This window comes from Pseudomonas aestuarii (assembly GCF_027988105.1).
In the GTDB taxonomy this organism is placed as follows: Bacteria; Pseudomonadota; Gammaproteobacteria; order Pseudomonadales; family Pseudomonadaceae; genus Aquipseudomonas; species Aquipseudomonas aestuarii.
Window position 1 is genome coordinate 1 of the sequence record NZ_JAQJZJ010000010.1, and the last position, 21,027, is coordinate 21,027.

At 61.5% G+C, this 21,027-nt stretch carries 16 protein-coding genes; 7 read left to right on the plus strand and 9 right to left on the minus strand.

The window, feature by feature from the left end:
• The 3 genes from PH586_RS19000 to PH586_RS19010 all read right to left on the minus strand — a co-directional run.
• On the minus strand, window positions 1–75 hold a 75-nt coding region (locus tag PH586_RS19000), incomplete at its 3' end, for a hypothetical protein (RefSeq protein ID WP_271349526.1).
• A 156-nt stretch (window positions 76–231) separates the two neighbouring features.
• On the minus strand, window positions 232–888 hold the full coding sequence (locus tag PH586_RS19005; RefSeq protein WP_271349372.1) for a CoA transferase subunit B: 657 nt from the start codon (window positions 886–888) through the stop codon (window positions 232–234).
• A gap of 26 nt (window positions 889–914) precedes the next feature.
• Complete coding sequence (locus PH586_RS19010; RefSeq protein WP_271349373.1) at window positions 915–1,613, minus strand: CoA transferase subunit A; 699 nt, start codon at window positions 1,611–1,613, stop codon at window positions 915–917.
• Window positions 1,614–1,738: 125 nt separating this feature from the next.
• On the opposite strand from PH586_RS19010, the gene PH586_RS19015 reads away from it, so the two are divergent.
• The 4 genes from PH586_RS19015 (at window position 1,739) to PH586_RS19030 (ending at window position 6,178) form a co-directional block, all read left to right on the plus strand.
• Window positions 1,739–2,668 carry a LysR substrate-binding domain-containing protein gene (locus PH586_RS19015; protein ID WP_271349374.1) on the plus strand — a complete coding sequence of 310 codons (930 nt, stop codon included), beginning with the start codon at window positions 1,739–1,741 and terminating at the stop codon, window positions 2,666–2,668.
• 151 nt (window positions 2,669–2,819) lie between these two features.
• Window positions 2,820–4,775 (plus strand): acetoacetate--CoA ligase, encoded by a 1,956-nt coding sequence (locus PH586_RS19020; RefSeq protein ID WP_271349375.1) that lies wholly within the window; start codon window positions 2,820–2,822, stop codon window positions 4,773–4,775.
• 135 nt (window positions 4,776–4,910) lie between these two features.
• Window positions 4,911–5,765 (plus strand): GNAT family N-acetyltransferase, encoded by an 855-nt coding sequence (locus PH586_RS19025; protein WP_271349376.1) that lies wholly within the window; start codon window positions 4,911–4,913, stop codon window positions 5,763–5,765.
• A 92-nt stretch (window positions 5,766–5,857) separates the two neighbouring features.
• The gene (locus PH586_RS19030) at window positions 5,858–6,178 is read left to right on the plus strand and encodes a cupin domain-containing protein (RefSeq protein WP_271349377.1); all 321 of its coding nucleotides are present in this window, start codon (window positions 5,858–5,860) and stop codon (window positions 6,176–6,178) included.
• Window positions 6,179–6,272: 94 nt separating this feature from the next.
• Here the strand turns inward: PH586_RS19030 and PH586_RS19035 are convergent, their stop codons facing one another.
• The gene (locus tag PH586_RS19035) at window positions 6,273–7,481 is read right to left on the minus strand and encodes a PilT/PilU family type 4a pilus ATPase (protein ID WP_271349378.1); all 1,209 of its coding nucleotides are present in this window, start codon (window positions 7,479–7,481) and stop codon (window positions 6,273–6,275) included.
• Window positions 7,482–7,628: 147 nt separating this feature from the next.
• Here PH586_RS19035 and PH586_RS19040 point away from each other — a divergent pair, with 147 nt between their 5' ends.
• Both PH586_RS19040 and PH586_RS19045 read left to right on the plus strand, forming a co-directional pair.
• Window positions 7,629–7,907 (plus strand): peptidylprolyl isomerase, encoded by a 279-nt coding sequence (locus PH586_RS19040; protein WP_271349379.1) that lies wholly within the window; start codon window positions 7,629–7,631, stop codon window positions 7,905–7,907.
• A 115-nt stretch (window positions 7,908–8,022) separates the two neighbouring features.
• Window positions 8,023–9,609, plus strand: coding sequence for an ABC-F family ATPase (locus PH586_RS19045; protein WP_271349380.1), 1,587 nt, complete (start codon window positions 8,023–8,025; stop codon window positions 9,607–9,609).
• A 334-nt stretch (window positions 9,610–9,943) separates the two neighbouring features.
• Here the strand turns inward: PH586_RS19045 and PH586_RS19050 are convergent, their stop codons facing one another.
• The 5 genes from PH586_RS19050 to PH586_RS19070 all read right to left on the minus strand — a co-directional run bounded on the left by PH586_RS19050 (window position 9,944) and on the right by PH586_RS19070 (window position 19,376).
• Complete coding sequence (locus tag PH586_RS19050) at window positions 9,944–14,806, minus strand: NAD-glutamate dehydrogenase (protein WP_271349381.1); 4,863 nt, start codon at window positions 14,804–14,806, stop codon at window positions 9,944–9,946.
• A 337-nt stretch (window positions 14,807–15,143) separates the two neighbouring features.
• Window positions 15,144–16,448, minus strand: coding sequence for a TRAP transporter large permease (locus PH586_RS19055; protein WP_271349382.1), 1,305 nt, complete (start codon window positions 16,446–16,448; stop codon window positions 15,144–15,146).
• A 61-nt stretch (window positions 16,449–16,509) separates the two neighbouring features.
• Window positions 16,510–17,016 carry a TRAP transporter small permease gene (locus tag PH586_RS19060; protein ID WP_271349383.1) on the minus strand — a complete coding sequence of 169 codons (507 nt, stop codon included), beginning with the start codon at window positions 17,014–17,016 and terminating at the stop codon, window positions 16,510–16,512.
• 97 nt (window positions 17,017–17,113) lie between these two features.
• Complete coding sequence (locus tag PH586_RS19065) at window positions 17,114–18,268, minus strand: TRAP transporter substrate-binding protein (RefSeq protein ID WP_271349384.1); 1,155 nt, start codon at window positions 18,266–18,268, stop codon at window positions 17,114–17,116.
• A 163-nt stretch (window positions 18,269–18,431) separates the two neighbouring features.
• A complete protein-coding gene (locus tag PH586_RS19070; RefSeq protein WP_271349385.1) occupies window positions 18,432–19,376 on the minus strand; it encodes a LysR family transcriptional regulator in 945 nt (314 codons plus the stop codon).
• A 263-nt stretch (window positions 19,377–19,639) separates the two neighbouring features.
• Between PH586_RS19070 and PH586_RS19075 the strand changes: the two genes are divergently transcribed.
• Complete coding sequence (locus tag PH586_RS19075) at window positions 19,640–20,857, plus strand: OprD family porin (protein ID WP_271349386.1); 1,218 nt, start codon at window positions 19,640–19,642, stop codon at window positions 20,855–20,857.
• Window positions 20,858–21,027 lie beyond the last annotated feature (170 nt).

Genomic DNA, 21,027 nt, shown 5'->3' on the forward strand with positions numbered 1-21,027 from the left:
CGGAATATTGGCCAGCGACCCCTGGAAGCTGCCAACAGCGGTGCGGGTGGCGGCGACTATGACGACTTCTTGCATGTTGAAACTCCTGCGAATTGCGGCGAGGCCATTCGCGGCCTCGACAAGCGATGGGTATTGCGGCGCGCGCGGAACGCCGCCCGACTCATCCGACGAATGAAAAAACCGCTGCGCAGGGCGCCATGCGTGGTGGCAGCCGGCGCAGCGGGGAGCAACTCAGAAGCTCATTTCGATGACATCGTCCGGCACGATCAACGGGCCTGCGGTCTTGCTGACGATCTCCTCGATGCACACCCCCGGTGCGCGCTCACGCAGGATGAAATGGCCGTTGTCGATTTCCAGGTAGGCGAGGTCCGTGAGCACCTTGCGGATGCAGCCGCAGCCGGTGAGCGGCAGGCTGCAATGCTTGAGCAGCTTGGACTCGCCGTCCTTGGAGGCGTGGGTCATGGTGACGATGATGTTGTCGGCACCGGCGACCAGGTCCATGGCACCGCCCATGCCCTTGATCAACTTGCCGGGAATCATCCAGGAGGCGATGTTGCCGTTGGCGTCTACCTCGAAGGCACCGAGCACTGTGAGGTCGACGTGGCCACCGCGGATCATCGCGAAAGATTCGGCCGAGGAGAAGATCGACGCCCCTTTACGTGCGGTCACCGTCTGCTTGCCGGCGTTGATCATGTCGGCGTCCAGCTCGTCCTCGGTCGGGAACGCGCCCATGCCGAGCAGGCCGTTTTCCGATTGCAGCATCACGTCGATGCCGTCCGGCACATAGTTGGCCACCAGGGTCGGAATGCCGATGCCCAGGTTGACGTAGTAACCATCTTTCAATTCGCGCGCCACACGCTGAGCCATCTGTTCGCGGGTAAGTGCCATGGTGAAATCCTCTGGTTGGAGTCTGATCAGGCGCGCAGGGTGCGCTTCTCGATACGCTTCTCGAAACTGCCCTGGATGATGCGATCGACGTAGATACCCGGGGTGTGGATGTGGGCCGGATCGAGCTCGCCGGGTTCGACGATTTCCTCCACCTCGACCACGGTGATGCGCCCGGCGGTGGCCACCAACGGGTTGAAGTTCTGCGCGGTGTGGCGATAGATCACGTTGCCGAAGTGGTCGGCCTTCCAGCCTTTGACGATGGCGAAGTCGCCGGTGATGGCCGGTTCCAGGATGTAATGGCGGCCATTGAATTCGCGTGCTTCCTTGCCTTCGGCGACCGGGGTGCCGTAGCCTGTAGCGGTGAAGAAGGCCGGAATGCCGGCACCACCGGCGCGCAGTTTCTCCGCCAGGGTGCCTTGCGGAGTGAGTTCGACCTCCAGTTCGCCATTGAGCAACTGCCGCTCGAACAGGGCATTCTCGCCGACGTAGGAGGCAATCATCTTGCGGATCTGCCGGTCTTCCAGCAGCACGCCGAGGCCGAAACCATCGACCCCGCAGTTGTTCGACACCACGGTCAGGCCGCGCACGCCGAGGCGGCGGATTTCGCCGATCAGGTTCTCCGGAATGCCGCACAGGCCAAAGCCGCCAGCCAGCACGGTCATGTTGTCAGTCAGGCCGGCCAGGGCCTCTGCGTAACTGCCTACCCGCTTGTCGAGTCCACTCATATCGCTGCGCCTCTTGTCATTATCGGTTTGGCAGCCGTGCCGCCAGAAAGTAAGTGAGAGCTTCACTGCTGCGGACTGATTTGTTAAGTTTGTTTTTATAAGCCATTAATCAGAAAAACAAACCAATGACCGTCAAGCAATTGCGCGCCTTCCTCGCCGTGGCGCAGAGCCTGAGCTTCGTCCAGGCGTGCGCGCGCCTGCATCTGTCGCAGCCGGCGCTGAGCCTGGCGATCAAGAACCTGGAGCAATCCCTCGGCGGCCCGTTGCTGGTGCGGACCACACGCAGCGTCAGCCTGACCCCCGAAGGCGAACTGCTGCTGCCGATCGCCCGACGCCTGCTGGCCGATTGGGACAACACCGAGGAGTTGCTGCGCCAGCACTTCACCCTGCAACTGGGCAAGGTTGCCATCGCCGCCATGCCCTCCTTCGCCGGCAACCTGCTGCCGGTTGCGCTCAAGGCGTTTCGTACGCGGCATCCGAAGGTCAATGTGGCGGTGCATGACGTCATCAACGAACAGGTGCTGGAGATGCTGCGCAACCGCCGGGTCGAACTGGGTATTGCCTTCGAGCCGGAATCCCTCGATGGCCTGGACTTTATCCCCTTCTATACCGACCGTTTTGTCGCGGTGGTACCCGCTGACTGCCCGCTGGCCGCGTGGCCCGAAGTGAGCTGGGCGGCGTTGCTGAAAGAGAGCTTTATCGCCTTGCAACGGCCGTCGGCGGTGCGCCTGCTGCTGGAGGAAAGCATCGCGGCCCAACATGGCAAACTGCAGGTGGCCTTCGAGAGCCACCAGCTGGTGACCGTCGGCCGCATGGTCGCCCAGGGCCTCGGCGTCAGCGCGGTGCCGAGCCTGTGCATCCAGCAGATGCAAGAGCTCGGTGCCCGTTGCATAGCCCTTTCCAACCCGCGGGTGGAACGCCGCGTCGGCCTGCTGCGCCTGGCCGAGCACGAGCTGTCGAGCGCGGCCCAGGCTCTGAGCGACGTGCTGCTGCACGTCACGGACTGGAACAGCCTGAATCTTGCGCCGGCCGGACCACCAGCAGACCAGAGCTGAGAGGTTGTGAAAAAACTCCCGCCTACTGCGACCGCCTCCAAACGCCCGCTGGCAGGGCAACGTCCGCGACTGCGTGCCATTATGTAATGACACCTCATGCAGCCAGCCGTCGCCTGCGGCTGGCGATTATTCAGCGGCGCTGGGAGGACAGATGAATCAACCCCTTTGGACCCCGTCCCCGGAGCGTGTGGCCGCCACCCGCATGGACGCCTTCCGCCGCTTCGTCAACCAGCGCCATGGCCTCGACCTGGCCGATTACCCAGCGCTGCATGCCTGGAGCGTGGCGGCCCGTGAGGCGTTCTGGCAGGCCATCGTCGACTTCTTCAACGTTGAATTCGCCGAGCAGCCCCACGCCGTGCTGGAAGAAGGCCTGGTCATGCCCAGCGCCCGCTGGTTCCCCGGCGCCGACCTCAATTTCGCCGAGCACCTGCTGCGCCGCCGCGACCAGCACCCGGCGTTGGTGGCCATCGGCGAAGATGGCAGCCGCGAACAACTGAGTTACGCCGAGCTGGCCGCCCAGGTCGCCGGGCTGCAGCGCAGCCTCAGGGCCGTCGGGGTTGGCGTCGGCGACCGGGTCGCGGCCTTCATGCCCAACACCTGGCAGACGGTGGTCGGCATGCTCGCCAGCACCAGCCTGGGCGCCACCTGGTCCTCCTGCTCGCCGGATTTCGGCACCCAGGGCGTGATCGACCGCTTCGGCCAGATCGAACCCAAGGTGCTGATCGCCGCCGCCGGCTACCGCTACGCCGGCAAGAACCTCGACTTGACCGGCAAACTGGGCGAAATCCTCGAACAGCTGCCGTCGCTCGAGCAGCTGCTGGTGGTGCCCTACGCCAATGCTCAGGCCGAGGCGGCGGACTTCCAGACCCCGGCCCGCGTCGCCCTGTGGCAGGACTTCTACCAGCCCGGCGGCGAGCCCAGCTTCACCCCGGTGCCCTTCGACCAGTCGCTGTACATCCTCTATTCCAGCGGCACCACCGGCGTGCCCAAGTGCATCGTCCACGGCGTCGGCGGCACCCTGCTGCAGCACGTCAAGGAACTCGGCCTGCACACCGACCTGCACGCCAGCGACACGCTGTTCTACTTCACCACCTGCGGCTGGATGATGTGGAACTGGCTGGCCTCGGGCCTGGCCCTGGGCGCCACCCTGGTGCTGTACGACGGCTCGCCCTTCCACCCTGGCCCCGAGCGCCTGATCGACCTGATCGACGCGGAAAACATCAGCATCTTCGGCACCAGCGCCAAGTACCTCGCCGCCCTGGAAAAGGCCGGGGCCAAGCCGGGCAGCAGCCACCAGCTGAATCGCTTGAAAACCATCCTCTCGACCGGCTCGCCGCTGTCCCACGAGAGCTTCGAGTACGTCTACCGCGAGATCAAAGCCGACATCTGCCTGTCGTCGATCTCCGGTGGCACCGACATCGTCTCCTGCTTCGCCCTGGGCAACCCGCTGTTGCCGGTGTGGCGCGGCGAACTGCAGTGCAAGGGCCTGGGCATGGACGTACAGGTGTGGAACGAGGCTGGCCAGCGGGTATTCGGCCAGAAAGGCGAACTGGTCTGCGTCCAGCATTTTCCCTCGATGCCGGTGGGCTTCTGGAATGATCCCGACGACGAGAAATTCCGCGCCGCCTACTTCGACACCTTCCCCGGCATCTGGGCCCACGGCGACTACGCCGAGGAGACCGCCCATGGCGGCCTGGTGATCCACGGCCGCTCCGACGCGGTACTCAACCCCGGCGGCGTGCGCATCGGCACCGCCGAGATCTACCGCCAGGTGGAGAAGGTCGACGAGGTGCTGGAATCCATCGCCATCGGCCAGGACTGGCAGGATGACGTGCGCGTGGTGCTGTTCGTCCGTCTGCGCGAGGGCGTGGCCTTAAGCGACGAGCTGCAGGCGCGCATCCGCCAGGTGATCCGCCGCAATACCAGCCCACGCCATGTGCCAGCCAAGATCATCGCGGTGGCCGACATCCCGCGCACCCTCAGCGGCAAGATCGTCGAACTGGCGGTGCGCAACGTGGTGCACGGCAAGCCGGTAAAGAACACCGACGCCCTGGCCAACCCCGAGGCGCTGGAGCTGTATCGGGATCTGCCGCAACTGCGGGACTGACCGTGTGATCGCAGGCCACCGCAATGAGCCGGCCCATACGGGCCAGCAGCACAGAGGCAGGCGGCTCTTTGCAACTACTGCCAGTTAGCGGGTAGCGTAGGGCCAGGTTAACCGCAGTCCAGGGGAGTGCAGCCGATGGTGCAGAGAAACGACTTCAACATCAGAACCATGACCCGCGCGGAAGTCGACCTGGCCATCGACTGGGCCGCGGCGGAAGGCTGGAATCCGGGCGTGCATGATGCGGACTGCTTCTATGCGGCCGATCCCAATGGCTTCCTGATCGGCTTGCTCGGCGCCGAGCCGATTGCGGTCATTTCGGTGGTGAAGTACGGCAGCGGTTTTGGCTTTCTCGGTTGTTACATCGTCAAGCCGCAATACCGGGGCCAGGGCTACGGCATGCAAATCTGGAAGGCTGGTCTGGCCTATCTGAGTGGCCGCGCCATTGGCCTGGACGGCGTGGTGGCGCAGCAGGGCAACTACATGAAATCGGGCTTCATCCTGAGCCATTGCAACGTCCGTTATCAGGGGGTCGGCGGTGGCGACTATCCAGCCGACCCACGCATTGTGCCTCTGCCCACCCTGCCCTTTGCCGACCTGCTCAGCTACGACCGAGCGTTGTTTGCCGAGAACCGTAGTGCGTTTTTACGCTGCTGGATCGACCAGCCCGAAAGCACCGCCCTCGGTATTGTCCAGGCGCAGCAGCTGGCGGGTTACGCGGTACTGCGCAGGTGCCGTGCTGGCTACAAGATAGGCCCCTTGTTTGCCGACAGTGCCGAGCTGGCGGAGCAGCTATTTCTGGCGCTGAAAGCCAGCGCCCCGGCAGGCGCGGCGATCTTTCTGGATACCCCGGCGGCGAATGCCGCGGCGATCGAGATGGCGCAGCGACATGGCATGACGGTATCGTTCGAGACCGCACGCATGTACCTGGGTGCCTGCCCGGAAATTCCCCTCGAGCGCGTGTTCGGCGTGACCAGTTTCGAACTCGGCTAATCGCACTGAGCGCAGCCGCGCCCCATGTGCAGAAACCCGACCACCGCGCAACACAGACAATACCCAGGACTTCACCCACAAGGAGCACCACCATGGCTGGACTCTACCCCGACAAGATCAAGACCCTGCCGCTGTTCGACGGTCGCTTCGATGCCTACAAGCTCGAAGCCAGCAACAGCGACGTATTGTTCGCCTCCTACCCGGCGGGCACCTCGATCCCGGCCCATAGCCATGACACCGAAAACTACGGGGTAATCACCCGTGGTGCGTTACAGCTGACCATCGACGGACAGACCACCACCTACAGGACTGGCGACTGGTATCAGGTGCCTGCTGGCGTACTGCACGCCGCCGAATTTGCCGAGGAAACCGACGAAATCGAGTTCTGGTTCAAGCCCGGTGCTCAGCCCTGAACAAAGGCCAGATCCCCCATGCAAGGGACTGCCGCTGAGCACAGCCCTCCATGCAGCGGAGCTCGCGCACCACTGCAGTTGAGCGCCGTCGCACTCAGGTGCCCATGCGGCCCGGATCTTCCGGTTCCTCATCCGCGGCGATGTCTTCCAGGGTCAACTCCATGCCCCAGCTAGGCGCTGCGGCCGGTTCCGGCCCCTTGACCTGGGTATCGGAGGCGGCAGCCGCCGTCTGATTCGCCGGGTTCTCCCGGTGCAGCTTGAGCTTGAGGCGCACGTTGTTCGCCGAGTCGGCATTCTTCACCGCCTCCTCTTCGCTGATGGCGCCTTCATGGACCAGGTCGATCAGCGCCATGTCGAAGGTCTGCATGCCCAGGTTCTTCGACTTTTCCATGATTTCCTTGATCTCGGAAAACTCGTTGCGCTTGATCAGGTCACGGATGGTTGGCGTGCCCAGCAGCACCTCCACCGCGGCGCGGCGCTTGCCGTCGCTGGTCTTGACCAGGCGCTGGGACACGAAGGCCTTGAGGTTGTTGCCCAGGTCGTTGAGCAACTGCGGGCGGCGCTCCTCCGGGAAGAAGTTGATGATGCGATCCAGCGCCTGGTTGGCGTTGTTGGCGTGCAGGGTGGAGATCGCCAGGTGGCCGGTGTCGGCAAAGGCCAGGGCGTGCTCCATGGTCTCGCGGTCGCGGATCTCGCCGATCAGGATCACATCCGGCGCCTGGCGCAGGGTGTTCTTCAGCGCCGCGTGAAAACTGCGGGTGTCGACCCCTACTTCACGCTGGTTGATGATGGATTTTTTGTGCCGATGGACATACTCCACCGGGTCTTCGATGGTGATGATATGGCCACCGGCATTGCGGTTGCGGTAGTCGATCAGCGCCGCCAAGGAGGTCGACTTTCCCGACCCGGTGCCGCCGACGAACAGCACCAGGCCGCGCTTCTCCATCACCGTACCGAGCAACACCTCGGGCAGCTTCAAGTCTTCGAACTTGGGAATATCCAGCTTGATGTTGCGCGCGACTATGGACACCTCGTTGCGCTGCTTGAAGATGTTGATGCGAAAGCGCCCCACACCCGCCAGGGAAATCGCCAGGTTCATCTCCAGCTCGCGCTCGAATTCCTCACGCTGGGCGACATCCATCACCGACTCGGCGATGGTGGCCACCTCGCCGGCCTTCAAGGCTTCCTGACTGAGCGCCTTGAGCACGCCGTTGAACTTGGCGCATGGCGGCGCGCCGGTAGACAGATAGAGGTCGGAACCGTCCTGGCTGGCCAGGACTTTCAGCATTGAGTGGATATCCATGAGCAGCGTTTCCGTCGATTGGATTTAATACAGTAGGCCAGGATTCGCCCGTGCCTCGGAGAATCCGGCAAACCTGAAAGTGACGTCATTCTGATGGCGCAGCAAACACTGGCACAATACGCGCCCGGTAGAAATGAGGAACTCGTCATGGCAAAAGCAATGGCCCGCCATATTCTGGTGAAAACAGAAGCAGAAGCCGCGGCACTGAAGAAGCGCATCGCCGCCGGCGAGGCCTTCGACCTGCTCGCACGGCAGCATTCCACCTGCCCGTCCGGCAAACGCGGCGGCGATCTCGGCGAAGTACGTCCCGGGCAGATGGTCCGGGCGATCGATCAGGTCATCTTCAAGAAACCCCTGCGTGAGTTGCACGGCCCGGTGAAGAGCCAGTTTGGCTATCACCTGGTGCAGGTGTTCTACCGCGACTGAGCGCAAATCACTCGGCAAAGCCGTCCATCTGTCCTCCCGACTGCCTTGCCGGGCCAGAAAGCTGTACAATCTTGCCCCTTTCGCGCTCCCGCGCTCGCTTTCTGGACAACGATTCGTGATCTCCACCGCCAATATCACCATGCAATTCGGGGCAAAACCCCTGTTCGAGAACGTTTCCGTCAAGTTTGGCGGCGGCAACCGTTACGGCCTGATCGGGGCGAACGGCTGCGGCAAGTCGACCTTCATGAAAATTCTCGGCAACGACCTGGAACCGAGCGGCGGTCAGGTGATGCTGGAGCCGAACGTGCGCCTGGGCAAGCTGCGCCAGGATCAGTTCGCCTACGAAGAATTCAGCGTGATCGATACCGTGATCATGGGCCATGAAGAGTTGTGGAAGGTCAAAGCCGAGCGTGACCGCATCTACTCGCTGCCAGAAATGAGCGAAGACGACGGCATGGCCGTGGCCGAACTGGAAACCGAGTTCGCCGAGATGGACGGTTACACCGCCGAATCCCGCGCCGGCGAACTGCTGATGGGCCTGGGCATTCCGCTGGCTCAGCATTTCGGCCCGATGAGCGAAGTCGCCCCAGGCTGGAAACTGCGTGTACTGCTGGCTCAGGCGCTGTTCTCGGATCCGGAAGTGTTGCTGCTCGACGAGCCGACCAACCACCTGGACATCAACACCATCCGCTGGCTGGAAAACATCCTGACCCAGCGCAATAGCACTATGATCATCATTTCCCACGACCGCCACTTCCTCAACAGTGTGTGCACCCACATGGCGGATCTGGATTACTGCGAACTGCGCCTGTTCCCGGGTAACTACGACGAGTACATGACCGCCTCGACCCAGTCGCGCGAACAACTGCTGTCGGACAACGCCAAGAAGAAGGCCCAGATCAACGAGCTGCAATCCTTCGTCAGCCGCTTCTCGGCTAACGCCTCGAAAGCCAAGCAGGCCACCTCGCGCGCCAAGCAGATCGACAAGATCCAGCTGGCCGAGGTCAAGCCGTCCAGCCGGATCAGCCCGTTCATTCGCTTCGAGCAGAACAAGAAGCTGCACCGCCAGGCCGTGATCGTCGACAGCATGGCCAAGGGCTTCGACGGCAAGCCGCTGTTCAATAACTTCAGCTTCACCGTCGAAGCCGGCGAGCGCGTGGCCATCATCGGCCCCAACGGCATCGGCAAGACCACCCTGCTGCGCACCCTGGTCGGCGAGCTGTACCCGGATGCCGGTACCGTCAAATGGACCGAAAGCGCCGAGCTGGGCTACTACGCCCAGGATCACGCCTCCGACTTCGAAGACGAGAGCAACCTGTTCGACTGGATGGGCCGCTGGACCCAGGGCGGCGAGCAACTGGTGCGTGGCACCCTCGGCCGCATGCTGTTCTCCAACGACGAGATCCTCAAGTCGGTGAAGGTGATTTCCGGTGGCGAACAGGGCCGCATGCTGTTCGGCAAGCTGATCCTGCAAAAGCCCAACGTGCTGATCATGGACGAACCGACCAACCACCTCGACATGGAATCCATCGAGGCGCTCAACCTGGCGCTGGAAAACTACCCGGGCACGCTGGTCTTCGTCAGCCACGACCGTGAGTTCGTCGGCTCCCTGGCCACGCGCATCATCGAACTCTCCGCCAGCGGCGTCACCGACTTCAGCGGCACCTACGACGACTACCTGCGCAGCCAGGGCCTGATCTGATTCAGGCAGGCTGAACCCTGGCAAGGTGGGACCAGCACGTGAATTGCTTCGGCCCCACCAACCCCCACCGCGCCCCGCTCCGCCTGCCAGGCCCCTGCCATCACGCCGGCATAAGCACGGCTGACAATCCGTTGAACAACGCTAGTGCGTGACGGCTAACCCCAGGCCTGAATTTCTCCTCAAGCTTCCTGCGCAGTCACCCGCACACTCGTGCCACCTCCCCGTCGACCTCCAAGTCTTCCAGCTGACAACCCGCCAACCGAGCGGCGCCAGTCACGCCCCCCAACTAAAAAGCCCCGCACTAGGCGGGGCTCTGGTTCAGCTCAGGTGAAGCTCAGGGCACACTGACTCCACGCTGAGCGGTTTGTGCCAGGTCCATCAGTTCGCGATTGGCGACCGCGTACATGGCGTAATCGGAGCCTGTCGCCGCACGCAACTCGGCGAGCATGGTCTTCCAGCGATCGACCAGACGACGATGCTGCTCCAGCCAGACCACCAACCGCTCTTCGATATCCGTCGGCGCCTCGACCATCTGCAGCGCCGACACGGTGATCGCTCGCTGCTGCCAGTCCAGATCGTCGCGGAAGGCTTCCCGCGCCAAGGCCTGCCAGTTGCTTTCCACCGCCAGACCGGTGATCTGTTGCAGGTACCAGGACAGCTCCAGCGACCCGCCAACTGCGAAGTAGCACGCGGCAACCCGCTGCGGATCCTGGGCGGTGACATCCGAAGCCTCGATGATTGGCAGCAGGGTGTACAGATGGCTGGTACCGGCCACCATACGCGCCAGCACCTCGGGCACACCGGCCTCGACATACGACTGGAAACGCGCGAGCCACTGCTCACGCGACGGGCCTTCGAGCAACTCGTCGAGGTTCATGGCCAGCGCTTCGATGCGTGGCGCGAAATGTGCGACATCGCGCGCCGCATCCAGCTCATTGCGGCGGCTACGCAGGAACCAACGGGTGGCCCGACGCCCCAGACGCATCAGCTCATCCATCATTTGCAGCTGCAGTTCGGCCGGCACCTGGTAGTCCAGCGCTTCGATCTGCTTCCACCAATGCGGCAGGCGGAACACATCGCGCACGATGACATAGGCCCCGGCGACGTTGGCCGAACTCATGCCGGTGGACTCCTTCAGGCGTTGCACGAAGGTGATGCCCATGTGGTTGACCAGATCGTTGGCGATCTGCGTGCTGACGATTTCGCGCTTGAGGCGATGACGACGCATCTGCTCACCGAACTTCAGCGCCAGCAGCGGCGGGAAAGCGGTTTCCATCTCGCGGGCCAGGTATTCATCGTCCGGCACCTGGGACTTGAGCAGCGACTCTTTCAGATCGATCTTGCTGTAGGAGATCAGCACCGACAGCTCCGGACGAGTCAGGCCCTGGCCTTTGGCGGCTCGCTCATTAAGCTCGTCGTCGGACGGCAGGAACTCCAGGGCGCGATCCAGCTTGCCCGCTGCTTCCAGCCCGGCCATGACCCGCTTGTACTCACCCAGCCGCTCACGCGCACGACGCTCGGCCAACGACAGGGCCTGGGTCTGCATGTAGTTGTTGGCCAATACCAGGCCGCCCACCGCATCGGTCATCTCGACCAGCAGCTTGTTGCGCTGCTTGCCGGTCATGTCGCCGGCCGCAACGACCTCGTTGAGCAGGATCTTGATATTTACCTCATGGTCGGAACAATCCACCCCAGCGGCGTTATCGATGAAGTCGGTATAGCTCGCCCCGCCATTGAGGCCGTACTCGACGCGACCCAGCTGAGTCATGCCGAGGTTGCCGCCCTCGCCCACGACTTTCGCCCGCAGCTCGCGACCGTCGACGCGCAACGCATCGTTGGCCTTGTCGCCCACATCGGCATGGCTTTCCTTGCTCGACTTGACGTAAGTACCGATCCCGCCGTTCCAGATCAGATCGACCGGCGCCTTGAGCAGCGCATTGAGCAACTCGGTCGGCGCCAGCTTGTCGGCACTGATATCGAAGCGCTCTTGCATTTGCACGCTGATGGGAATGCTCTTGGCGCTACGCAGGAAGATCCCGCCACCCGCTGACAGCAGCGAGGTATCGTAATCGGCCCAGCTCGAACGCGGCAGGTTGAATAGGCGCTTGCGCTCGACGAAGCTCTTGGCCGCGTCCGGGTTGGGGTCGATGACGATATGCAGGTGGTTGAAGGCCGCGACCAGCTGCAGCTTGTCCGACAGCAGCAGACCGTTGCCGAACACGTCACCGGCCATGTCGCCGATACCAATCACCGTGGTGTTGTCCTGCTGCACATTGATGCCGCGCTCACGGAAGTGGCGCTGCACCGAAACCCAGGCGCCCTTGGCAGTGATGCCCATGCCCTTGTGGTCATAACCGGCCGAACCACCGGAGGCGAAGGCATCGCCGAGCCAGAAGCCATAGTCGGCAGCAATACCGTTGGCGATATCGGAGAAGGTTGCGGTGCCCTTGTCGGCGGCGACCACCAGATAGGGGTCATCCTGATCGTGGCGCACCACGTTGGCCGGTGGCACCACCGCGCCTTCCTTGAGATTGTCGGTGATGTCGAGCAGGCCGCTGATAAAGATCCGGTAGCAGGCGATGCCCTCGGCCATGATCTCATCACGCGAGCCGCCCAGCGGCATGCGCCGCGGCAGGAAGCCGCCCTTGGCGCCCATCGGTACGATGACAGCGTTCTTCACCTGCTGCGCCTTGACCAGGCCAAGCACTTCGGTACGGAAGTCTTCATCACGATCCGACCAGCGCAGGCCACCGCGGGCGACGTCGCCGAAACGCAGGTGCACGCCTTCGACACGCGGCGAATAGACGAAGATCTCGAACTTGGGCGTCGGCTTGGGAATGTCCGGAATCGCCCGCGGGTTGAGCTTGAAGCTGAAGTAGGACTTGCTCTGCCCAGCGGCATCGGGCTGGTAGAAGTTGGTGCGCAAGGTGGCCTTGATCAGGTCCAGGTAGCGCCTGAGGATACGGTCTTCGTTGAGCACCGCCACGTTATCCAGCGCAGCTAGAATCGCCTGCTCCAACTTCTGCTGCTTGCTCTCCAGGTCTCCGGCGCCTAGCTTGCGCGCCAGATAGAAGCGAGTCCTGAACAGACGCACCAATTCCTTGGCGATGTTGGCATGGTTGACCAGGGTACTGGCGATATAGTTGAGGCCGAAACCCAGGCGAATCTGCTTCAAGTAGCGCGCATAGGCGCGCAGCAGCGCCACATCGCGCCACGGCATGGCCGCCGTCAGCACCAGGCGGTTGAAAGCATCGTTCTCGGCGTCGCCACCAACGATGTGGACGAAGGCATCCTGCAGGGTGTCATTGAGCTGCTGGATATCGACGTCCAGACCTTCGGCATAGGTGAAGGCGAAATCGTGGATCCAGAACTCACGGCCATTCTGCTGGTGCAGACGGTAAGGGAACTCACCGAGCACGCGCAGGCCAAGGTTTTCCAGAACCGGCAGCACATCCGACAGCGGCAACGGCGTATCGGCGTGGTACAGCTTGCAATGCAATTGCTGACCGGCGTCGGCCAGCGGCTGATAGAAACTCATTACCAGCGGTCGCTCGCTGCTCAGGCTGAGCAGGTGCTGCATGTCCACCACCGCCGAATGCGGGGCAAAACGCTCGCGATAACCGGCCGGGAAACCACTGGGGAAATCCGCCAGGACATTGGTGCCCTGGGCTTCGCCGAAGCTTTCCACCATCAGGCTGACGTAATCGTCCTTCCACGAACGACAGGCCTGAATCACTTCCTTCTCCAGGCGCACCGGATCGATCTGTACCTTGTTCTTCGGGTCGGCACGCAAAATGAACTGCACGCGCGCCAGCACCGACTCGGAGAAGAAGGTCCAGAATTCACAATCGGTGGCCTGCAGGCGCTCCATCAGCACCTGCTGGATCTTCATACGGATCTCGGTGGAGTAGACGTCACGCGGCACATAGACCAGGCAGTAGCAGAACCGACCATAGGGATCGCGGCGCAGGAACACGCGAATCTTGTTGCGCTCCTGAATCTGCACGATGGCCATGGCGGTATCACACAGGTCATCGACCGGGGTCTGGAACAGGTCGTCGCGCGGCAGCACTTCCAATACCTGAGCCAGTTCCTTGCCCAGGTGTGCCTTGCTGTCAAAACCGGCACGCTGCTCGATCACCGCCACCTTGCGGCGGATATAGGGGATGTTCCACACGCTCTCGGCATACACAGCCGAAGTGTACAGACCCATGAAGCGGCATTCCTTGATGACCCGCCCCTTGCTGTCCAGCTCGCGAATCGACACCAGATCAGGATAGGCCGGACGGTGCACGCGGCTCGGCACCGCCGCCTTGGCGAAGGACAACAGCAGCGGCTCGCGCAGGTAGCTGAGGGCTTCGGGTTCGATGCTCAGGTCCTCGCTCTTGAGGCCGCCACGCAAGCGCTTGGACATGCCCAGCAGGGATTGCTCGTCGTAGACGATGGTGCCGCCACCCGGCGCGTCCACCACGGTGAATTCTTCATAGCCCAGGAAGGTGAAGTGGTCATCGAGCAACCAGCTCAGGAACACCTTGATTTCCTCGACTTCGGCGGCCTCGACATTGAGCTTTGCCTTGCCCAGCCAGGCCAACAGCTCCTGCGCCTTGGCCTTCATCGGCTGAAAATCGACCACGCTCAGGCGCACTTCCTCGAAGACTTCGCGCAGGGCTTTTTCCAGGGTCTTCAGCTCACCGCTGCTGGCGCAGCGGTCGATTTCCAGGAACATCAAGGCTTCCTGCAGCACGCCCTCGCCCTGGGTGCCCTTGGGCAGGATTTCCAGCAGCTCGCCCTGGGCGTTGCGGCGTACGCTGAACACGGTGTTCTGCAGGGTGTGGATGCTGTAGCCACGGCGATTCAGCTCCATGCGCGCCGAGTCGACCAGGAACGGGATATCGCTGCGCAGGATTTCCACGCCGGAATGGGTCGACTGCCAGCCGTGCTTTTCGTAATCGGGGTTGAAGACGCGAATTTCAGTTTTGCTGTGATCGAAGCGCTGCAACAGGCGCCAGGATGACAGGGTGCAACCGACCAGGTCGGAAAGCCGGCGTTGGGTAAGTTCGTCTAGCGCGATGATGCCGAAGAATTGCTCGGCGAACAGCGCGACTTGTGGCAATGCTTGTTCACTGACGTGCTGCGCCAGGGCCGCTTGCAGTTGATGCTGAAAGTCGGCTTTGCTGGCCGCCGTAAAGAACGCCATGTTTATTATGCTCCGTTTGGCTTGAGATTCGATTAGCAGGCTGAGGGCAGTCACGAGTCTTGCGCTTACGCCACAACCATAGTCCACGGGGCACTTGCTGCATTGAAAATGCTTGCCCCTTAGGTTGTGGCGACTTCAACGACTCGCTGGTCACATTTGCCGCATGAGCTTAACGAGGGAATGCCTTGCAGCGCTTGCCACGCTGCGACATTTTCTTTCAAGGCTGCTCCCCCGGCGGGCAAATGCGATGGAAAGAGGATCATTCCTCCAACTTGCAGCGCCCAGTGCCGGCTCAATCGCTGGCAAAAGGCGTCGCAGCCCCATCGCCAAGACGAACTCAGGCGCCCCGCATCGCCTGCGGTAACAGCAGAACGATCTGCGGAAATGCGGTGATCAGGATCGCCGCGAACACCAGCAGCAGGAAGAACGGGAAACTGGCCTTGGCCACTTTCCACAGGTCATAGCCCGTCAGGTTCTGAATGACGAACAGATTGAAGCCCACCGGTGGGGTAATCTGCGCCATCTCGACCACCAGAATGAGGAAGATCCCAAACCATAGCAGGTCGATACCCGCCGCCTGCACCGCAGGCAGCACCACCGCCGTGGTCAGCAGGATGATTGAAATACCATCGAGAAAGCAGCCCAGGACCATAAACAACACGGTCAACGCCAACAGCAGCAGATAGGGCGAAAGTTGTTTGGCGATGATCCAATCGGCCAGCGCCGAGGGTAGCCCAGTGAAACTCATGGCCGACGTCAGGTAAGCGGCCCCCAGCAAAATGAAGAAGATCATGCACGAGGTGCAAACCGCGCCCATCAGACTCGCCATGAAGGTCTCGCGGCTCAGAGAGCCCGAGCACAGGGCAATCAGCAATGCACCGACAACCCCAACCGCCGCCGCCTCAGTGGCAGTGGCAAAGCCGGCGTAGATCGAGCCGATCACCGCCACGATCAACAGCACCACGGGAATCAGTAACTTCGAACCCCGCAGTTTTGCCATAAACGGCAAGGCTTCGGTTTCTTCCGGCAGCTTGTCGCGATTGAACATTGCCCAGAGCATTAGAAAACCACTGAAAATTACCAGCAACAGCAGACCTGGCAGGATGCCCGCGATGAACAGTCGGGAGATGGACACCTGCGCCGCTACGCCATAGACGATCATCATGATCGAAGGCGGAATCAACAGGCCCAAGGTGCCGGCACCCGCCAGCGAGCCCATGGCAATGCTGTCCGGATAGCCGCGAGACTTCAGCTCCGGCAGGGAAATCCGGCCAATGGTCGCCGCCGTGGCCGCCGACGAACCGCTGACCGCCGCAAAGATACCGCAGCCGAACACATTGACATGCAGCAGGCGCCCCGGCAGCCCGCGCATCCACGGCGCCAAACCATTGAACATGTCTTCCGAAAGTCGCGTGCGATAAAGGATTTCGCCCATCCAGATGAACAGCGGCAGTGCCGTCAACGTCCAGCTGGCACTGGAAGCCCAGCTGGTAGAGGCAAGAATAGAGCCCGCCGGCGCGCCACCGAACAGCTCCATGCCAATGATACCGACGCCGATCAGCGACAGCGCGACCCATACACCCCCACCAAGCAGCGCAAACAACGCCACCAGCAGAGTGACTGTAATTATTGTGTGTTCCATGGCTAGCTCACCAATGCGATGCGGGCACGGCCGCAGAAAAGAAGAACGTCACGGGTAGTGCTCACTCGCTCAGCGCGACGTTGACCACGGCGACCTCGAAGCGCCGTCCCAGACAGACCAGCACCAGACGCTCGGCCATCGCAATGACCAGGATGAGGGTGCCAAGCAGCATCGGCAGCTGCGGCAGCCACATAGGAATGGGCAGCAGGCCCGACGACACTTCGTTGAACTCGTAGGACTCGATCACGAACAGGGTGCAATACCACGCCAGATAGGCGGCGATCGACAGCCCGATAAACGTGCTCAGGAGATCGGCAAAAAAACGCCCACGAGCCGGCAATAACCTACAGAGCATTTCGACGCGCACGTGTGCCCCGCGCTGCAAGGCATAAGGCAATCCCAGGAAGCCTGAGGCAGCCATGGCGTAAGCCGCAAACTCATCCGCTGAAGGCACCATCGTCCCCAGCTGACGCGCGACGATTTGCGCGACTACCAACAGGCAGATCAGGACGAGAAACACACCGGACAGCCATCCGGAGAGAGTGTAAAGCTTGTGCAATGGCGTCATGGTCATGACTCCCCTGATCGCTGGTGGAGATACCGGGGGTAAAACGCACACTGCGTCCACAGTTGCACGTTACCCCCGAGAACTTGAGCCGATAACGTCAGTTCTTGTACGCGTCGATGATTGCCTTACCGTCGGCACCAGACTTTTGCAGCCATTCGTCGACCATGGTTTGCCCGATCTTCTCGAAGCCGGCTTCGACGGGCTCAGGCGCGCTCTCAGCGACCTGCATGCCATGATCGGCGAGCGTCTTCACCAGCTTGCTGGTCTCCTCCTGGGAGATCGCCCAACCGCGCGTTTCGGCACGGGCGGCGGCTTCCAGCACAGCCGTTTGCGAAGCTTGCGGCAGACGATTAAAGGCGCGCGCATTGACGATCACGAAGTTCTTCGGAATGAATGCTTTAACGTCATAGTAGTAGCTGACGAAATCCCAGGCCTGGGAGTCCACTCCGGTAGTCGGCGAAGTCAACATGCCGCTGATCATGCCGGTACTGAACGCCTGAGGGATTTCACCGGTCTGGATAACAGTCGGAATAGCCCCCATCAGCTCGGCTATGCGCGAGGTCGCTGGATTGTAGGCCCGAAACTTCATGCCCTTGAAGTCATCCATGCTGCTGATCGCGGTCTTGCTGTAGATACTCTGCGGCGACCAGGGCATGGCATAGAGCAGCTTGATGCCCTGCTTGGCAAGACGCGCCTCCACCGCAGGGCGACTGACCGCCCAAAGCTTCTGCGCATCACTGTAATTGCGCACCAGGAATGGCACGCTATCCACTTCATAAATCGGGTCTTCGTTGCCCAATACGGACATCAGCACGTCGCCAACCTGAACCTGGCCGGTCTGCACCGCGCGCTTGACCTCGGGGCGCTTGAACAGCACCGAGTTGGCATGGATGCGTATCTGCAACTCGCCAGCGGTGGCGGTTTCGACATCTTTGGCGAAGTCCTTGGCCACCGCGGTAATGAAGTTGCCATCGGGCTGTTCGACCGTCATGTTCCAGCGTTCGGCGGCCTGCACGGAAAACGCACCAATGCTCAACGCGCAGACCATAGCCGACAGTGCGAAGCGAAACGAAATGCTCTTCATGAGTTTCTCCAGATTATTGTTGTAGGCGCGATGGTCTGTGCCGGCGCTTGAGGGAAAACACCCCGAGTCTTGTTTAATAGGCAAAGCCTGTCCAACTAGAAAAACCGGGAACGCATGATCGGAAATTGTTATGAGGCGAAACCCGGCAGGCCCAGAACGCTGCACCATCGATGTGCATCAATGATAGGAGAAGGGATAGCATTGCGCGCCCATCCCTTTCGTTACGAAATCGATAGCAGGATTACCTTAGCGGCTGTAGCGCTCTGAGACACCGAGCAGAACTAGAGAAACCGTGCTTGCGAACGCCTCATCAGGGTCGGTAGCGGCGGACTCAATCCGTCCCGTGCCCCACAGCAGGGATCGTCAGGACAACCATGGCTTCGCCCATCTGCTCGCCGTATGCGCTGAGCACTTCACAGGCGAGCGCTATTATGTCTTCGCTCAGCTCGAGGCCCGCGCCCGTGCGCCACGTGGCGACAATGCCGAGTGGTGAAGGTTGCGGTACGTCATCAAGGATGGTCAGCACACCCTGCTTCAGCTCTTCGCTGACCAAGGCTGCCGGTAGCGCGCCGATGCCGAAACCGTCACGCACCAAGCGCGTCATGGCCGCTACGGAATTGACGCAACTGATCCGCGGCGCGCTGACATTGCCGGCGTGCAGCAGGTTGAGGATGTCCTGGTGCGGGCGAGAATTCTTCGAGAAGGTAATGATGCGTTCTTTGGCCAATTCATTCATCGATGCATAGCCACGGTGATACAACGAGCCCGTTGGCACTATCCATTGCACCGGGAAGCTCGCCAGTTCCAGATTGCGCACACTGTCGCCGTTAACCATGTCGGTCTGCAAAATGATATCCAGATAGCCCTTATGCAATTGATCACAGAGATTACGCGCGGTATCTGCCGTCAGCTCGATTTCCACCGCTGGATAGCGCTCCATGATCCTGGTCACGAAGGGGCTCAGCCAGGTGTGAATAACCGTGTCCATCGCCCCTATCCGGATACGCCCCTGGATGTTGCCGGCATCGCTGACTGACTGCTTCAACGCCTGCATGGTGTCGATCATTCGCTCGGCGTACTCGAGCACCTTGTGCCCTTCCGGCGTCAGCGAAACACCCTTCGAGTCACGCAAAAACAGGCGCACCCCCAACTCGTCTTCCAGCGCAGCAATTCGACTTGAAATCGAGGCCTGAGTGCTGAACAACTTTTCCGCAGTGAGACGAAAGCTCTTCAGCCGCGCCACCCACACAAAAGTCTCGAGAAATTTCAGGTTCATGGCCGGTGGCGCCCTCACTGTAATGAAGTTCTGTTGCGGGTAGAGCAAATCGCAATGATGCACCCGAAATTGGCAGCACGCCAATTGCCTGCCAAGTGGGAGGCCCATTGGATTTTCTTATTGCCCACCCCCTGCTTTTTCTCGTTGGACGCTTGCTCCGCCCCTTACCAAGAATGCGCCGACGGTATTGCAACCCCCAATAACAACAAACGTGGAACTGCGCCCTGCCAAGCCGCGCGCATAGTTCTCAGGAGATACCCCGGATGACCCCATGCATTCGCCTGGCTGCCCTGCTGATCGCCAGCAGCCTTCCCGGTCTAGCCAGCGCCGATTTCATCAGCGACAGCAAAGGCAACCTCGAGCTACGCAATTTTTACTTCAACCGTGACTTTCGCCAGCACAACGCACGCGACAAGGCAGAAGAATGGGCCCAGGGTTTGCTCCTGCGCCTGGAGTCAGGCTATACCGAAGGCCAGGTCGGCATAGGCATCGATGCGCTTGGCATGCTCGGCCTGAAGCTCGACTCCGGTGACGGCACTGCAGGCAGCGGCTTGTTGCCGGCCGACCCCTCCAGCGGCTCGCAGGACGAGTATTCCAAGCTCGACCTGACCGCCAAATTCAGAGCAGCCAAGAGCACCCTGCGAGTTGGTTCCCTGGCTTTTCGCAGCCCGATCGTCTCGTCGAATGACTCGCGCCTGCTCCCCGCATCGTTGCGCGGCGCACTGCTGAACGTGCAGGAGATCGACAAGCTCAGCCTGCAGGGCGGCAAGATCGATCGCATCAAGGCCAACAATTCCACCGACTACATCCAGATGAGCGCCAGCCGTATCGGCGGCCGCAGCGACTCCTTCGTGTTCGGCGGCGGCGATTACCAGCTGACTCCCAGTCTCAGTGCCGCCCTTCACTACGGCAATTTGCAAGACATCTACCAGCAGCACTACGGCACCCTGGTCTACCTCAAGCCGCTGGGCGAAGGTCAGTCGTTCAAGACCGACTTGCGCATCGCCAAAAGCCGCGAAGACGGCAACTTCCGCGACATCGACAACACCGCCTTCGGCGCCATGTTCACCTACACCCTGGGTGGCCATGCATTCGGCGCCGGCTACCAGCGCATGAGCGGCGATGACCCCTTCCCCTATATCGCCAGCAGCGATCCGTACCTGGTCAACTTCGTGCAGATCAACGACTTCGCCAACATCGACGAACGTTCCTGGCAGGCCCGCTACGACTATAACTTCGCCGCCATGGACATACCTGGCCTGACCTTCATGAGCCGTTACATTTCCGGCGACCACGTTCAGGTTGGCGCCAGCAACGCTGGCAAGGAATGGGAACGCGACATGGACCTCGGCTACGTGGTGCAAAGCGGTCCGCTGCAGAACCTCGGGATCAAATGGCGTAACGCCACCGTGCGCTCGAACTTCGGCAACGACCTCAACGAGAACCGCCTGATCCTCAACTACAGCTTGGCACTCTGGTAACAGACTGCGCGACCGCCTGCCCATAGCTGCGCCGTTTTTGGTGCATGCCTGCGATATGGCGCAAGCCACAACAAACGCAAGGGCGACTATCGGCATAGCTGATGCCTGCCCTGCTTTCATCGATACCGCTACCCAGCGTGCGCGAGCCGATGACGGAGTCGGCAGACCAT

Coding starts and splice junctions, on each gene's coding strand:
- PH586_RS19060 (WP_271349383.1), bottom strand. CDS start 17,016: ATGACGCCATTGCACAAGCTTTACACTCTCTCCGGATGGCTGTCCGGT.
- PH586_RS19005 (WP_271349372.1), bottom strand. CDS start 888: ATGGCACTTACCCGCGAACAGATGGCTCAGCGTGTGGCGCGCGAATTG.
- PH586_RS19035 (WP_271349378.1), bottom strand. CDS start 7,481: ATGGATATCCACTCAATGCTGAAAGTCCTGGCCAGCCAGGACGGTTCC.
- PH586_RS19050 (WP_271349381.1), bottom strand. CDS start 14,806: ATGGCGTTCTTTACGGCGGCCAGCAAAGCCGACTTTCAGCATCAACTG.
- PH586_RS19020 (WP_271349375.1), top strand. CDS start 2,820: ATGAATCAACCCCTTTGGACCCCGTCCCCGGAGCGTGTGGCCGCCACC.
- PH586_RS19025 (WP_271349376.1), top strand. CDS start 4,911: ATGGTGCAGAGAAACGACTTCAACATCAGAACCATGACCCGCGCGGAA.
- PH586_RS19070 (WP_271349385.1), bottom strand. CDS start 19,376: ATGAACCTGAAATTTCTCGAGACTTTTGTGTGGGTGGCGCGGCTGAAG.
- PH586_RS19030 (WP_271349377.1), top strand. CDS start 5,858: ATGGCTGGACTCTACCCCGACAAGATCAAGACCCTGCCGCTGTTCGAC.
- PH586_RS19015 (WP_271349374.1), top strand. CDS start 1,739: ATGACCGTCAAGCAATTGCGCGCCTTCCTCGCCGTGGCGCAGAGCCTG.
- PH586_RS19055 (WP_271349382.1), bottom strand. CDS start 16,448: ATGGAACACACAATAATTACAGTCACTCTGCTGGTGGCGTTGTTTGCG.
- PH586_RS19040 (WP_271349379.1), top strand. CDS start 7,629: ATGGCAAAAGCAATGGCCCGCCATATTCTGGTGAAAACAGAAGCAGAA.
- PH586_RS19065 (WP_271349384.1), bottom strand. CDS start 18,268: ATGGTGCAGCGTTCTGGGCCTGCCGGGTTTCGCCTCATAACAATTTCC.
- PH586_RS19010 (WP_271349373.1), bottom strand. CDS start 1,613: ATGAGTGGACTCGACAAGCGGGTAGGCAGTTACGCAGAGGCCCTGGCC.
- PH586_RS19075 (WP_271349386.1), top strand. CDS start 19,640: ATGACCCCATGCATTCGCCTGGCTGCCCTGCTGATCGCCAGCAGCCTT.